The 15,625-nt window shown below is 34.6% G+C and carries 14 protein-coding genes and 1 tRNA gene; 10 read left to right on the plus strand and 5 right to left on the minus strand.

The window, feature by feature from the left end:
- Positions 1-63: 63 nt before the first annotated feature.
- From B2745_RS06205 to B2745_RS06225, 5 genes are all read left to right on the plus strand, one after another.
- Positions 64-801: a (Fe-S)-binding protein gene (locus B2745_RS06205; protein WP_304064380.1), complete on the plus strand. Its 738-nt coding sequence runs from the start codon at positions 64-66 to the stop codon at positions 799-801.
- A gap of 312 nt (positions 802-1,113) precedes the next feature.
- Positions 1,114-2,043, plus strand: a complete 930-nt coding sequence (locus B2745_RS06210) for a hypothetical protein (protein ID WP_304064381.1) — start codon at positions 1,114-1,116, stop codon at positions 2,041-2,043.
- A gap of 365 nt (positions 2,044-2,408) precedes the next feature.
- The gene (locus B2745_RS06215; protein ID WP_304064382.1) at positions 2,409-3,011 is read left to right on the plus strand and encodes a hypothetical protein; all 603 of its coding nucleotides are present in this window, start codon (positions 2,409-2,411) and stop codon (positions 3,009-3,011) included.
- A gap of 162 nt (positions 3,012-3,173) precedes the next feature.
- The gene (locus B2745_RS06220) at positions 3,174-3,329 is read left to right on the plus strand and encodes a hypothetical protein (RefSeq protein ID WP_304064383.1); all 156 of its coding nucleotides are present in this window, start codon (positions 3,174-3,176) and stop codon (positions 3,327-3,329) included.
- Positions 3,330-3,358: 29 nt separating this feature from the next.
- Positions 3,359-3,499, plus strand: a complete 141-nt coding sequence (locus B2745_RS06225) for a hypothetical protein (RefSeq protein ID WP_304064384.1) — start codon at positions 3,359-3,361, stop codon at positions 3,497-3,499.
- A gap of 211 nt (positions 3,500-3,710) precedes the next feature.
- Here the strand turns inward: B2745_RS06225 and B2745_RS06230 are convergent, their stop codons facing one another.
- Entirely contained in the window at positions 3,711-6,044 is a 2,334-nt protein-coding gene (locus B2745_RS06230; protein ID WP_304064385.1) for a M1 family metallopeptidase, read from the minus strand.
- An 8-nt stretch (positions 6,045-6,052) separates the two neighbouring features.
- Positions 6,053-6,628, minus strand: a complete 576-nt coding sequence (locus B2745_RS06235; protein ID WP_304064386.1) for a HupE/UreJ family protein — start codon at positions 6,626-6,628, stop codon at positions 6,053-6,055.
- 51 nt (positions 6,629-6,679) lie between these two features.
- Here B2745_RS06235 and B2745_RS06240 point away from each other — a divergent pair, with 51 nt between their 5' ends.
- The 4 genes from B2745_RS06240 to tnpA all read left to right on the plus strand — a co-directional run bounded on the left by B2745_RS06240 (position 6,680) and on the right by tnpA (position 12,141).
- Entirely contained in the window at positions 6,680-7,156 is a 477-nt protein-coding gene (locus tag B2745_RS06240; protein WP_304064387.1) for a DUF6702 family protein, read from the plus strand.
- A 57-nt stretch (positions 7,157-7,213) separates the two neighbouring features.
- The gene (locus B2745_RS06245; RefSeq protein WP_304064388.1) at positions 7,214-8,455 is read left to right on the plus strand and encodes a DEAD/DEAH box helicase; all 1,242 of its coding nucleotides are present in this window, start codon (positions 7,214-7,216) and stop codon (positions 8,453-8,455) included.
- Between the two features lie 59 nt (positions 8,456-8,514).
- Complete coding sequence (alaS, locus tag B2745_RS06250) at positions 8,515-11,223, plus strand: alanine--tRNA ligase (RefSeq protein WP_304064471.1); 2,709 nt, start codon at positions 8,515-8,517, stop codon at positions 11,221-11,223.
- A 468-nt stretch (positions 11,224-11,691) separates the two neighbouring features.
- Positions 11,692-12,141 carry an IS200/IS605 family transposase gene (gene tnpA, locus B2745_RS06255; RefSeq protein ID WP_304064389.1) on the plus strand — a complete coding sequence of 150 codons (450 nt, stop codon included), beginning with the start codon at positions 11,692-11,694 and terminating at the stop codon, positions 12,139-12,141.
- A 90-nt stretch (positions 12,142-12,231) separates the two neighbouring features.
- Here tnpA and B2745_RS06260 read toward each other — a convergent pair whose 3' ends face one another.
- The 3 genes from B2745_RS06260 to B2745_RS06270 all read right to left on the minus strand — a co-directional run bounded on the left by B2745_RS06260 (position 12,232) and on the right by B2745_RS06270 (position 13,305).
- Entirely contained in the window at positions 12,232-12,405 is a 174-nt protein-coding gene (locus B2745_RS06260; protein ID WP_026903530.1) for a hypothetical protein, read from the minus strand.
- 29 nt (positions 12,406-12,434) lie between these two features.
- Positions 12,435-12,505: transfer RNA gene (locus B2745_RS06265), tRNA-Cys, on the minus strand.
- Between the two features lie 44 nt (positions 12,506-12,549).
- Complete coding sequence (locus B2745_RS06270; protein WP_304064390.1) at positions 12,550-13,305, minus strand: TrmH family RNA methyltransferase; 756 nt, start codon at positions 13,303-13,305, stop codon at positions 12,550-12,552.
- Between B2745_RS06270 and B2745_RS06275 the strand changes: the two genes are divergently transcribed.
- A complete protein-coding gene (locus tag B2745_RS06275; RefSeq protein WP_245584797.1) occupies positions 13,296-15,623 on the plus strand; it encodes a BamA/TamA family outer membrane protein in 2,328 nt (775 codons plus the stop codon). The two genes, B2745_RS06270 and B2745_RS06275, sit on opposite strands and share 10 nt — an antisense overlap.
- Positions 15,624-15,625 lie beyond the last annotated feature (2 nt).

Below are 15,625 nucleotides of genomic sequence, written 5' to 3' on the forward strand. Positions count from 1 at the left end.
ATTTAAAATTGCCTAACGCTTTTTAACTTATATCCTTTACTTTTGAGCTTTTAACGCCCATACATGAACGTAGAACTCTTTATACCTTGCTTTATTGATCAGCTTTATGCAGAAACTGCCCACAATACCGTAAAACTTTTAGAAAAGGCGGGCTGTAAGGTAATTTATAATCCAGAGCAAACTTGCTGTGGGCAGCCGGCTTATAATGCTGGCTTTTGGGATGAAGCTAAGGAAGTAGGGAGTAAATTTTTAAATGATTTTTCTGAACAAAATTATATCGTTTCTCCGTCTGCTTCTTGTACTGGGATGGTAAAAAACGCCTACAACAATTTATTTTTTAATACAGCAATTCATAATAAATGTAGGACTATACAAAGCCATATTTTCGAGCTGTCAGACTTTTTAATCAACATAGCAAAGAAAGACTATTTTGGTGCCGAGCTAGAGGCAAAAGTTGTTTATCACGACTCTTGCAGCGCCTTAAGAGAATGTAAAATTAAAGAAGAACCACGTCTATTATTAGCCAAAGTACATGGTTTAGAACTGGTAGAAATGAAGGATAATGAAACTTGCTGCGGCTTTGGTGGTACTTTCTCTGTTAAATTTCCTGATATTTCATCGGCTATGGCCGAGCAAAAGGTACTCAATGCTTTAGATACCGGGGCAGAGTATATCGTTTCTACAGATGCTTCTTGCCTTTTACAATTACAAGCTTATATAGATGCGCATCTATTACCTATTAAAACCATGCATTTAGCAGATGTTTTAACTACTGGTTGGATGGAAGATGCTTCTTTATAATGTAATGCTAACCTAAAAACCTTATTGCAAAGATATTTAACATGAATTTTATGTTGATGTGAGGCAAATTTTTAAGGTTAGAAAATATGTCAATTCTTGAAATTTATAATATATTTTGACTTTCAATAAATATTTACTTACTTAGAATTAAAATCTGCTTCATGAAATATATCTATAAAATTTGATGTGAATTACATTACAAAAAATCAATAATAACATGATGAGTTGTACATATACTACCGTATTATGTTGTATTTGTGCAAGTTTATGAGACATATATACTAGTTAGCAGATATAATAAAAAAACCGACAGTGATAACGAACTTACCAACATATAAAGACTTTGAAGATGTTTCTAAACAATGTTTGACTCAAGCATTTAATCTGCTTTATAAAGTTTATGACAATTACAATGAGTACGATGACGATGTAATACGAGCAGAAGTATCTTTAGAGCAAATTTGGGAGCATAACTCAGGGACAATAAGGACTTCTTTAATTCTCCTACACCAAGGAATAGAAACCTTTATGAAATCTGCAATTTGCAAGACGACACCACTTTTACTTATAGAAAAAACAAGAACTGATTGGCCAACTTTACCTTCAAGAGCTGACAAAGAATTTGATAGTTTATATACCATATCAGGCGAAGCACTTCTTACAACATTTTGTGCAGTATCTGAAAATAAAATCACAGAAGAATTTATTGAATTTATTGAAATAGTAAGACAAAAAAGAAACGAAGCTATTCACGGAGCTAACAAGGTTGCAATTAAAGCGAAAGAACTTTTAGACCACATACTAAATGCATACACATATTGTTTTGGCAAAGACGCTTGGTTTTTAGAGACAAGAAATTTCAATTATGAAAATCCACTTTTCGGTTACTTTGACTGGGATATTGAATATGCAGTTGCATACAAACATTTAGATTTTGCATTGGATATACTTGGCAAGAAGAAACTTAATAAATATCTAAGTACTGACATAGTAGGAAGAGCATATTTTTGTCCAGAATGTAAAAGGACAATTGATGGTGATTATGGATATTTAGAGAGCAAATGGGCTTTTTTAAAACCAAACAAACCTGACTCAACTAACATTCATTGTATTAATTGTGACGCTGAATTTAATGTTATTAGAAAAGACTGTCAAGCAGAAAATTGCAAAGGAAATGTAATTCACGACTATGACGGTGAAGAAACGTGTTTAACCTGCTTTGAATACCAAGAAAATGAATAGAATTACATCTGCTAACATGCGTTTGGCCCATTTGGCGCAAGTATGCAGCTGGGGAATGAAGGAAGAGTACTTGTGCCTTTGAAGAGTTATCAATATTAAAAATAAATTGATAATGATGAAAAGTTCTTTTTACAAGGCACAAGTACACACCGCATATGGCTAAGGCTGATACTTGCGCCAGAGGGGGGTAAAAAAACGGGGCGAGATTGAAAAGCTAAACGAGTAGGAAAGTAAATAAATAAGATTATGACTTATACAATTATTAAAGAATTTACAATGTGGTCAGCAAACTCATTAAAACGAAAGGTAGAAAAAAACCTTAATGAAAAAAATAAAGACGGTTATGAAGTTGTGACAGAAGGACTATGAAAACAGGAATTTTATTGTTGATAATAATTTTTATTATTGGGTGTAAATATGAGAACAAACGGACTGAAAATAATGTGGTTGTTAATGCTCAAGATTCATTAAAGCCAAAACAAGAAGTTCTTGATTCACTATCAGATCCATATAGTTATTATTATTTATCAAATCAACCAATAGAAAATAATGCTAGACTTATTCTTATTGACAGCATTTACCCATTAGATAATAAAATCACATTCGATTCAATGGATAGTCTAAGTTCAAAAAATGTAAAAACTAGAAATTTTTTCTTTAAAGTATTTATTAAAATTTTAGATAAAACGGATGGAGCTTTATCGGAAGCAGTAGGAAGTTATGTTTTACAGTATATAGAAAGGTACCCAAAGGAATTTTTAAATAGAACAGATAAAATTGGTAAAAAGTATTTTGATAAATTTGCTCATTTTGCTGGCTATGAGCTAGGTTTTTCAGAAGATTATGGTAAAGGTTGGTTAGACTCTTTAACTAACCGTTGTTTAAATTGTGACTCAAACGAATTTAAAAAACTTAATACTTTTAAAGAAATCGCTCAAGAGACAATAAACGAAGTCAAAAGTCAATAAAAAAATTTCTAGCGTAAGTCTTTCGTGATAGGGTTAAAAAGATATAGGCTAACTTGTACTTTAGATAAAGAAATTTAAAATAAGACAAAAAAAATCATCAGAAGTCAGGTTTTGCACCAATCAGCCCGCTAAGACTTGCGATAAAAAGATAGAATTAACCTTATGGCAACTAAAGAATTAAAAACCTACTCGCTTGCCGAGATGAAAGATAAATATATCGGTAAAGTTGGAACCCAAGAACGTGACGAATACGAATACGAACTCCGTATGGACGTTTTAGGCAAGATGATTAAAACTGCCAGACAAGAAGAAACCTAACACAAGAAGAACTTGGGCGACTTGTTGGTGTGAAAAAAGCTCAAATTTCTAAGCTTGAAAGTAGTGCCAATAGTGCGACAATTGACACCATCATAAAAGTGTTTAAAGCATTAAAAGCCGAAATAAATTTCAATGTGAAAATTGAAGATAACTTTGTTAAACTAGCCTAACACTATGAAATACCAAACCCAACTTAAATAAACCGGGGCGGCAGCGGTATCTTTTTGCCTCGGGATTTTGAGGGTAGGCCTAGAGCGGGCAAAAAAAAAGCAGAGCACCGGACTAGCGTAAAATAGTTTCACAGCCTTTGCTTTCCAAAACAAAAAAAGCAGCGCCTCTTGTCTAGAAACGCTGCTTTCCATAATATTATAAAAATAACTATTATTGCCTTGCTCTTTGCATTGGGTTTACACCTGTAGAAGCACCTCTTGCCGGAGCTTTTTGTTGTTTAAACATCTCGAAACGGGTAGGAGTAAGCTGTCTTGGGAAACTGTTATTACTTTCGTCAATATCTGCGGTTTCTTTGTAAGGGTCTAACTTAACAGAAGCCATTTCTTTAGCTTTAGCAAATACTTTGGTTACTTTTTCTTCATTCTTTCTCCAAATATAAGCCGGGATATAATCTACTTCTTTGCTACCATCGGTATAAGTCCACTCGATAATAATAGGCATTACCAAACCACCTTTATTGGTAAATTCTAACTCGTAGAAATTAGTTTTACTATCATAAAGGGCTTTTTCTTCTGGGCTTAAAGCATCATAATAGTTTTTAAACTGTGCTTTTTTATCTTTGGTAGCAGCAAATCTATCCCATTTATTATAGAAATCGTTTAAAGAAGTATCGGCTTCTACAGCAAAGTTAATATTAGCCTCGCGGTTTCTTTTTCTACTGATGCTATAAGCCTCTTCATCATAAAGTTTTCTATCGTAGGCAGCTTCAATTTCTGGGTTTTTACTATCCATACGGTAATACTTAACGGCATCAAGCGAGATATCTACCGCATCGGTTCCGTAAAACCAGCCTCTCCAAAACCAATCTAAATCTACAGCAGAGGCATCTTCCATGGTTCTAAAAAAATCTGCCGGAGTAGGGTGTTTAAAAGCCCATCTTTTAGCGTATTCTTTAAAGGCATAGTCAAACAGCTCGCGTCCCATAATGGTTTCTCTTAAAATATTAAGAGCGGTAGCAGGTTTGCCATAAGCATTTGGTCCAAAATTGATGATGTTTTCTGAGTTGGTCATGATAGGCTCCAGCTCGTCTTTAGGCAAGCGCATATAATCTGCAATTAAATGTGCCGGACCTCTTTTTGATGGATAGTTATTATCCCATTCTTGCTCTGTTAAATATTGGCAAAAAGTATTTAAACCTTCGTCCATCCAAGTCCATTGGCGTTCGTCAGAGTTTACAATCATCGGGAAGAAATTATGCCCAACTTCATGGATGATAACGCCTATCATACCGTATTTGGTAGCTTCAGAATAGGTACCGTCTTTTTCTGCTCTTCCGTAGTTAAAGCAAATCATAGGGTATTCCATACCATTTGCAGCTTCTACAGAAATAGCAACCGGGTAAGGGTATGGGATGGTGTGTTTAGAATAAACTTCTAATGTTTTAGCAATAACCTTGGTAGAGTATTTTCTGTACAAAGGATAAGCCTCTGGACCGTAGTAAGACATCGCCATAGGGCTATTACCTTCTACATTTACCTTCATAGCATCCCAGACCAATCTTCTGGAAGTTACAAAAGCAAAATCTCTTACATTGGTAGCTTTATAAACCCAAGTCTTTTTTGCTGATGATTTTTTCTTCATCGCATTTTTAGCATCATCTAAAGTCACAATTTCTACAGGTTCTTTAGCTGTTTGTGCTTGTTTCCATCTGCTTAATTGTGCGCTATTTAAAACTTGAGCATAGTTTTGGCATTCGCCAGTAGCACCCACCACATGGTCTGCAGGTACAGTGATATTTACTTTATAATCGCCAAAAGCTAAAGCAAACTCGCCACGGCCAGTAAATTGTTTGTTTTGCCAACCTTGAAAGTCTGAGTAAACAGCCATTCTAGGGAACCATTGTGCTATGGTGTACAGGTAATTATCATCTTCTTCAAAATACTCTAATCCACCACGGCCACCTTGTACCATTCTGTTAGGAATTTTGTAGTTCCAGCTTACTTTAAAGATGTATTTGCTGCCTGGGTTAAGGGTGTTTGGTAAATCTATACGCATCATGGTGTGGTTAATGGTATATTTTAGGTTTTTACCGCTAGCATCGGTAACTTTTAAAATGTTAACGCCATAACCATCTTCTACACCTTTGATGTTTTTAAGCTGGTTATAGGTCATTCTTTCGCTCATTTTGCTGCCATCAAACTTTTGGTTCTCGCCACCAGCTCTATGCTCGTTTTCATCCAATTGTAACCATAAATACGTTAATGGGTCGGGTGAGTTGTTGGTGTAAATTACCGTTTCAGAGCCATAGAGGATTTGTTTGGTATCGTCTACTTCAACATCAATATCATAATCTGCTTTTTGTTGCCAATATTTTGGTCCGGGTGCGCCAGAAGCAGAGCGGTACATATTTGGGCTTCTTAATATGGTTTCTAGCTGCTCAAATTTATTGCCGTGGTTAGCATTTGGGTTGTGCTGTAAAAATTGTGCTTGTGTATAGGCTATTGATGCACTTAATAACAACAGGAAAGCTAAAATTTTCTTCATAAACTATTTTAAGGTATTCTTTCTATAGCCATGATGAGGGAAATCCCAAAAATGGCTGAAGAAATAAACAAGTTCCACTCTCTTTTTTGTACTCTTATCACATTTACCAGTAAAAAGGATAAGACGAGTATCGAAAATACGATAATTATTTGACCGAATTCTAACCCTATATTAAAAGCAAAGAGCTCTGCAACAACATTGTTGCTTTTACCCATCAAACTCTTGAGGTAATTAGAAAAACCTAAACCATGAATTAAACCAAATATCAAAGCAAGCCAATAAGAGCTGCTGATGTTTTTTCTGATGGTTTGTTTATTGATGATGTTTAAAACAGTAGTAATTAAAATGGTTACAGGAATTAAAAACTCGACCCATACTGTAGGAATTAGTATTTTGTTAAATATACTCAATGCTAAGGTAAGCGAATGCCCAATGGTAAATGCAGTAATGAGAATAAGGATTTTTTTCCAGTCTTTAATTAAATAAGTACCGCAAAGTGCTGTTACAAATAAAATATGGTCATAGCCTTGCCAGTCTAAAATGTGTTGCCAGCCAAGTTCAAAAAATAAAGAAAAGTCTTGCATCTATAATTTTTCTTAATTTAGGTTGTAAAATCAACTTTGAAGTTATCAATAATGCTGAAAATATTAAGTTTATTATTAGTGTTTTTTCATCCTTACTACGTAAGTGTTACAGATATAAAACAAAATCCAGAAAGTAAAACCATACAAATAAGTAGTAAAATTTTTTTTGACGATTTAGAAAAGGCTATAAAAGAGGAAAGTGGGCAAGATATCAATATCCTTAAGCCCACAGATAAAGCAGCATTAGAGAAATTATTAGCTGCTTACTTTCAGAAACATCTTTATGTAGTGGTAAATAATGAAACTATGCCAGCTAGTTTTTTAGGTTTTGAGATTGAAGGAGATGCAGCCTGGTGTTACCTGGAAACAGAAAAAGTATCAAAAATTAACAAACTTGAAGTTTTTAACGATATTTTATTTAAACAGCATGATAGCCAAATAAACATTTTAAATATAATAGCTGGCGATACCAAAACCAGTACAAAACTGGATAACCCAAAGAACCGGGCTTTCTTTAGCTTTAAGTAAAAGCTTTATTATACAATATTTAAGATATATTTACAGAAAATATAATTATATAGTCATTTGAAATTCGAAGAATTTAATTTTGTAAGCTCATTACAAGAAGGTTTAGATACCATGGGCTTTACCAAAGCAACCCCCATACAACAACAAGCAATTCCTGTTATTTTAAACAATCAAGATTTAATAGCTTGCGCCCAAACAGGTACCGGTAAAACAGCATCTTATTTATTGCCCGTTTTGCATAAAATCCAATTATTAGGAACCGATGATATCAATACCATCATTTTAGCGCCAACCAGAGAGCTAGCTTTACAAATAGACCAGCAAATTATGGGCTTGGCTTATTTTACTGGTTGCACTTCTATTGCCGTTTATGGCGGTGGCGATGGCATCAATTACGAGCAGCAAAAAAGATCTTTAGCAGAAGGGGTAAACATTATTGTGGCTACTCCTGGTCGTTTAATAGCTCATTTAACAGCAGGAAAGATAGATTTTTCTAAGCTACAACATTTGGTTTTAGACGAAGCCGACCGTATGCTGGATATGGGCTTCTTTGATGATATTGTACGTATTATGAGTTATTTGCCGGCAGAACGTCAAAACATTATGTTTTCTGCTACCATGCCGCATAAAATCAGGACTTTAGCTAATAAAATCCTACGCAACCCAGTAGAAGTTAATATTGCTATCTCTAAACCATCAGAAGGGATCAATCAGCAAGCTTATATGGCTTTTGATGAGCAAAAAATACCTCTGCTAAAAACCATTTTAGCCGATGCAGCCTATAGCAGTATCATCATTTTTGCATCCCGTAAGGAGATTGTTAAAAAACTTAATTCTGAGCTTAATAAGAAAGGAATAGCAGCAGAAGCTTTCCACTCAGACCTAGACCAAGAGCAGCGTGAAGATATCATGAGTAGGTTTAAGGGTAAAAAACTAAGTGTTTTGGTTGGTACCGATGTTATTTCTAGAGGTATTGATGTAGAAGGCATTAGTTTGGTAGTCAATTACGATGTACCGCCAGATCCGGAAGATTATATCCACCGTATTGGTCGTACAGCCAGAGCAGAAACTACAGGAACAGCCATTACGTTTATCAATGATAAAGACCAAAATAAATTTGGTAGGATAGAGGCTCTCATGGGGCGTGAAGTTCCTAAAATAGCATTACCCGAGAGTTTAGGCGAAGCACCTGTTTATAAGCCAAATACAGCTGGCGGAGCTAAAAGAAAAAGCAACTGGAAGAAGAAAAAGTTTAATCAAAACAAAAAGCATCAGCAACAGCAAGCCAAACAAGCTTAGTATTCTGAAATCTTATCTTTAAAAATCCAAAATCAAATTTATCTTTGCAGGCTATGAGTATGACTGCTAAAGAAATCCGTCAGGCATTTTTAGATTTTTTTGCTTCTAAAGGCCACCAGATTGTTCCATCTGCACCTATTGTTGTTAAAAACGACCCCACATTGATGTTTACCAATGCGGGTATGAACCAGTTTAAGGATCTTTTTTTAGGAGAAGCACCCATAAAATACCCTCGTGTGGCCGATACACAACGTTGTTTAAGGGTTTCTGGCAAGCATAATGATTTGGAAGAGGTGGGTATTGATACTTACCACCATACCATGTTTGAGATGTTAGGAAACTGGAGCTTTGGCGATTATTTCAAAAAAGAAGCTATTGAGTGGAGTTGGGAGTTACTTACCGAGGTTTATAAACTAGATAAAGAGCGTTTATACGTAACCATATTTGAAGGCGATGAGAAAGAAGGTTTAGCAAAAGACCAAGAAGCCTACGATTTATGGTTGCAATTTGTACCTAAAGAGCGCATCCTCACCGGAAATAAAAAAGATAATTTCTGGGAAATGGGCGAAACAGGTCCTTGCGGTCCATGTTCAGAAATACATTTTGATAGCCGTTCTAACGAAGAAAGAGCCAAAGTAGATGGAGCTACTTTAGTAAATGCTGATGACCCTCAAGTTATAGAAATATGGAATAATGTTTTTATGGAGTTTAACCGCTTAAAAGACGGTTCTCTTAAAAAACTTCCTGCCCAACACGTAGATACCGGAATGGGTTTCGAGCGTTTGGTGCGTGTAATACAAGGTAAAACCTCAAATTACGATTCTGATGTGTTTACACCGATGATAGATTTTATCTCCAAATCTGCTGGTGTGGCTTATAATGCTGATGCGCAACCAGGCGATCAGGATTGGGGACAAGCCGTTGCGATGCGTGTAATGGCAGATCATATTAGAGCTATTGCTTTTGCTATTGCCGATGGGCAGTTGCCTTCAAACAACAAAGCAGGATATGTTATTCGTCGTATTTTAAGAAGAGCAATCCGTTATGCTTATCAATATTTAGGTTTCAAAGAGCCTTTCATGAATAAACTGGTTCCTTTATTGGCAGAGCAATTCAAAGGTGTTTTTGATGAATTGATAGCGCAACAAGATTTTGTTCAAAAAGTAATCCTAGAAGAGGAAAATGCTTTCTTAAGAACGTTAGCTCAAGGTGTCTCTAGATTTCAGGTTTATACAACTTTGGAAAGAGGTTTTACTGTAAGACAAGAAGAGGATAGCTGGGAGATGATGACTTATCAAACTCGTTATGAGAAAGAAAGATCGCAGAAACTAATTGCTGGAAAATTTGCTTTTGAACTTTCAGATACTTTCGGTTTCCCGATTGATTTAACAGAGTTAATGGCAAGAGAGATAGGTTTTACTGTAGATATTAAAGGTTTTGAAGCCGAGCTTGAAAAACAAAAAACTCGTTCTAGAGCAGCCACAGCTATTGATACAGAAGATTGGGTGGTTGTAAGTGAAGGTGAAGAAGTAGAGTTTTTAGGTTACGATGATTGGGAAGCAAAAGCTAAAATCTTGAAATATCGTAAAGTAAAAGCTAAAGGAAAAGAGCAGTATCAATTGGTATTAGATCGCACTCCTTTTTATGCTGAAAGCGGTGGTCAGGTAGGAGATAGCGGTGTTTTAATTGGTGAAGGCGAAGAAGTTATCATTACCGATACGAAGAAAGAAAACGGTTTAATTATTCATTTTACTGATGCTTTGCCTCAAAACTTAGAGGCAGATTTTATAGCTAAAATAAACTCGATAAGTAGAACTTTAACAGAAAACAACCACTCGGCAACCCACTTACTACATGCTGCATTAAAAATGGTATTGGGAGATCATGTGAATCAAAAAGGTTCATTGGTAAATGCATATCAATTAAGATTCGATTTTTCTCATTTTTCTAAACTTACAGATGAAGAAATACATCAAGTTGAAGCTATTGTTAACGAGAAGATTAGAGAAAACATCGCTTTAAAAGAAGAAAGAAATGTGCCTTATCAAAAAGCTATAGAAAGTGGTGTAACGGCTTTATTTGGCGAGAAATATGGTGATTTTGTTCGTGTGATTACTTTTGACGACCATTACTCAAAAGAGCTTTGTGGTGGTACTCATGTAAAAGCAACCGGGCAAATTGGATATTTTAAAATTGTTTCTGAAAGTGCCGTGGCTGCGGGTGTACGTAGGATAGAGGCGATCACCGCTATTGCTGCAGAGCAATTTATACAAGAGCAAAATCAGCTTTTAGCTAGTTTAAAAGAGTTATTAAAAAATCCTAAAGACCTTGCTAAAAGCGTTGAAGCTTTATTAGAAGAAAACAACAAGCTTAAAAAGGAAGTAGAAAAATCTGTATCAGAAAAAGCATCAGCTATGAAAAATGCTTTGAAAGATAAAGCACAAGAAATAAACGGTATTCAGTTTATTGCAGAAATTGTTGATTTGCCTCATGCTGATGCGGTGAAGAATCTGGCTTTCCAACTGAAAGATGTGCTAGATAATTTATTCCTTGTAATAGGTGCTACTTTTGATGGTAAACCAAACCTTACTGTGATGCTTTCTGACAATCTAGTGAAAGATAAAGGTCTTAATGCAAGCAATATTGTAAGAGAGCTAGCTAAAGAAATACAAGGTGGCGGCGGCGGTCAGCCTTTTTACGCTACCGCAGGTGGTAAAAACGCAGATGGCCTAAAAAGTGCCTTAGATAAAGCTAAAGCTTATTTATAGTTTTCCTTACTACATGATATCAAAGCAGCGTTTTCTTCGAGAGCGCTGCTTTTTTTGTCTCTAGGTTGCACCTAGTGTTATCTCTCTAGGTTGCACCTAGTGTTATCTCTCTAGGTTGCACCTGGTGTTATCTCTCTAGGTTGCACCTAGTGTTGTCTCTCTAGGTTGCACCTGGTGTTATTGACATTTAATCCCGTTGGGATTATGGGTTACTAAGAGCTTTTCTAGTTTTGTTAACTAAGCTATGGATATTATTTTATAAAAAATTTGCTACGTTAATTATTGTTATTAACTTAAACAAAAAAATTAAAAGCATTTCATTGCCAAGTTTCAGGCTAAGCCTAAAGGGCTTAAACTTGATTAACCACAGGTGCAACCCGTGGTCTAAAGCAACAGTAAGCACAGATGTGCCGGCTATAGCAACCACAGGTTACGCAAGCAGATGAGGTGCAACCTATAAAAAACATCATGAGTACCTATACACAAATCATCTATCAAATCGTATTTAGTACTAAATACAGAGGACGTACCCTTACAAGGGATAATAGAAAAGAACTTTTCAAGTATATATGGGGGATTTTAGAAAATAAAAAATGTCACTTATATCGAATCAATGGAGTTGAAGATCACATCCATATTGTAACGCATTTACATCCATCGGTTTCTTTGGCATCTTTGGTCAAAGACATCAAAGTAGCTAGTTCTTTATACATCAAAGAGCAAAAATTATTTGAAAACTTTATAGGCTGGCAGGTAGGATATGGTGCTTTTACATACAGTATTAAAGAAAAAAATAGAGTAATTAATTATGTTAAAAATCAAGAAGAGCATCACAAACAAAAAACATATAAAGAAGAGTATATAGCCTTACTTAATAAACATGGGATTGAGTTTGAAGAGAAATATTTATGGCTATAATTTTTAACAAACTTGTTGAGAAAACGCATAAAAAAACCTATATACCGGCCGATATATAGGTTAAATTTTAGAAGAGTAAATTCTATCGAATTATTTAGATGCGTTTAATGAAGCTAATACTTCATTGTTTTTTACAACTTGACTTCTTCCTTCTTTAGAACGACTTCCTACTTCAATGTTAGAAGCATTCTTAAGAAACTGAACTTCAAGACGTGAAACGGTCTTATTTCTTCTGTCTTTTCTTTTTAAACGCGTTACTGCCATGACTTTTTTTATATATAAAACTTTAAATGAGGTCGAGAGCGGATTCGAACCGCTGTACAAGGTTTTGCAGACCTCTGCCTAGCCACTCGGCCACTCGACCTTTTCTATTTAAGGACTGCAAAAATAGTAAAATTATTATACAAGTCAATTTTTAATGTAATTAATTCTCTTAATTTCTGTACAACAAATAGCAGCAGAAATGGCAACATTTAAAGATTCAGTATTCCCGGCACCTGGTATGGTAATAGCTTCGGTAACTAAAGCTTTGATTTCCTTAGAGATACCATTTCCCTCGCTACCCAAAACAATATATCCAGAAGGAGGCCATTTAACTTCAAAAATATTTTTACCGTCTAATAAAGTGCCATAAATAGGCAGAGTTTCTGTACTTAACAGCTCTTTTAAATCCGTATAAACAACTTTTACTCTGGCTAAAGATCCCATGGTAGCTTGTACCACCTTTGGGTTATATACTTCTACCGTGTCTGTTGAGCAAATAATTTTATCGAAACCAAACCAATCTAAGGTTCTAATAATGGTTCCTAAATTTCCAGGATCTTGTACACCATCTAATATAAAAACAAGTTCATCATCCGCTTTATATCGCTTAAAATCATATTGTTTTGGGATTTCTAAAATGGCTAAAGCTTCTTGTGGTGTTTTTAAAGTGCTAATTTTAGTTAAATCTTGATCACTCACTTCAAAAACTTTTTGTTTCTGAGATAATTTAGGCAATTTTGAAATGTTATCAGCCAAACAATAAATACTTTGGACATTATACTGAGAGTTTAAAAATTCAGTTATAGATTTCATACCTTCAACTAAAAAAAGACCGTTTTCTTTGCGGTATTTTTTTTGGTGTAGAGATTTGATAAAACTTATTTGAGATTTTGAAAGCATATATTATTTATCCTGTTACAATATTACTTCTTTTCACTTTAATTTTAGGTGCTTGTAGGTCTACTAAAAGATTAAAAGAAAATGAAGCTTTAATTACTAAGCTTAACATAAACGGGGTAGATAAAGAGTTTGAAGAGCAAGCAGAGTCTTATGTTTCTTTAGACATTAGACCTAATTCTCCTTTTAATTTATGGGTTTACAATACCTTTAATAAAAAAGGTAAAAAAAGTTTAGGCGAAGCTCCGCACCTTTTAGATAGCTCTTTGGTAGAAGTTTCAAGAGCACAAATTCAGAAGTTTTTAAACACAAAAGGTTTTTTAAATGCTAAAGTAGAAAGCGCTATAGCTTTACAAGAAAAAAAAGCAAGTATCACTTTTACAGCAGTACAGGGTCCATCTTTTAAGTTTAAAGACATAAGTTTTGATATTAAAAATCAAGATATTAAAGATCTTTATTTAGCTAATAGAAATAAATTTACCCGTATAACCCCCGGTCAAAGATTAGATGAAGATAGCATTGCTTATGAAAGAGACCAGGTTTATACGCTGATGAAAAAAAATGGTTATTATGATTTCATCAGGCAATATGTAAGAGCCGAAATAGATACCAATTTAAATAACAGTCAAGCAAACGTTACCATAGAAATTTTAAATCCTGATACTACAACCCACCAACAATACACGCTTAACAATACTTATATCAGAATACAACCAAGTACCGGAATTATCAAACAAGGAGCGCAAAGAAATACATCAGTAATAGATTCTCAGTATTATTTTTTCGATTACTCGAAATTTTTTAAAACATCTAAAGTAGCCCCTTATATTTTTCTAAATAAAGGCGAGCAATACTCAATAGAGAATGTAGAATTAACAAACCAACGCTTGTTTGAGCTCAATGTATTTAAAAGTGTGTCTGTTGATTTTAGGAAAAGACCCAATTCAACAGAGCTAGTGGGGCTAATAGATATTATCCCTTTAAAAAAGAAATCTAATAGGATAGACGGAGATTATACGTTTAACTCTAGTATTACTGGGGCTAATTTGGGTTTAACTTATCAAAACAGAAATATTTTTGGTGGAGCAGAAATTTTAGAAATTAAATTAAGAGGTGGTTTACAGTTTGATAAGAATCTTACAGGAAGTATTTCTGATAGATTGCTAAGTAGAGACTACCAAATAGGTGCTAGTTTAACCTTTCCCAGATTGGTAACACCTTTTAACCTGCCCTTTATCGGTTATAGTGGTATTCCAAGAACCAGATTAGGTACTAATTTTCAGATATATGAATTAAAAGATAGGTACTTAAGAAGAGCACTAGGCACCAACTTTACCCATGATTGGGTAGAAACAAAATATAAACTACATTCTTTAACTCCTATAAATATACAATATGCCTTAGGTATGATAGACCCTGTGGTAGAGCAGGATTTGATTAACAGAGGCTATGCTTTCTTTTTAAATACCTTAAGGTCTCAGTTGGTTTCAAGCTCTATCTACAATTACACACTTAATTTAGCAAGGCTTTCAACGCTAAGTAATTTTACTTTTTTTAATGGAATAGTAGAAGTAGGTGGTAATACAGCAGCTCTAGCAGCACAGGCTATTGGTAAAAGCAATACAAGAGGACAAAAAACTTTATTGGGAGTTCCTTATTATCAGTTTGCTAGGTTAGAAACAGATTTCAGATTTTACAAATATTTGGGTCAAGAAAAACAATTTGTAGTAAGGTTAAACCCAGGTATTGGCTATTCTTATGGAAACGTTAAATCCTTACCTTTTGATAAGCAATTTTTTGCTGGCGGTTCTAGTGGTATCAGAGCTTGGCAAGCCCGTACTTTAGGTCCTGGTAATTATAACCGAAGCTCTTTAGAAAGTGATTCTACACGTTTAAATTTAAGAAATATTGACCAATTGGGAGATTTAAAGTTTGAAGGTAATTTAGAGTATCGCTTTAAAATTTTAGATAATTTTTTTGGTAGTAAAGTAAAAGGAGCAACTTTTGTTGATTTTGGTAATATATGGCAGCTAAGAGACAATGGTTTTGAAGGCGCACAAATTAAATTCAATAAATTATGGCAACAGATGGCCATAGGAACAGGTGTAGGTTTACGTTTTGATGTTTCTTTCTTTGTGTTTAGACTAGATGCTGGTTTTAAAGTTAAAGACCCACAATTTAGAGGTGCAGACCAATGGATAACCAAATACTATTTTGACAGAGAAGCTAAAAAGCAGTTGAAAGCTACTTATGCAGATACCAATAATCCAGACCGTTACTCTACAACACAAATCCAGTTTGGTATTGGAATGCCTTTCTAAGT

The organism is Pedobacter glucosidilyticus (assembly GCF_002483235.1).
Lineage (GTDB): Bacteria > Bacteroidota > Bacteroidia > Sphingobacteriales > Sphingobacteriaceae > Pseudopedobacter > Pseudopedobacter glucosidilyticum_B.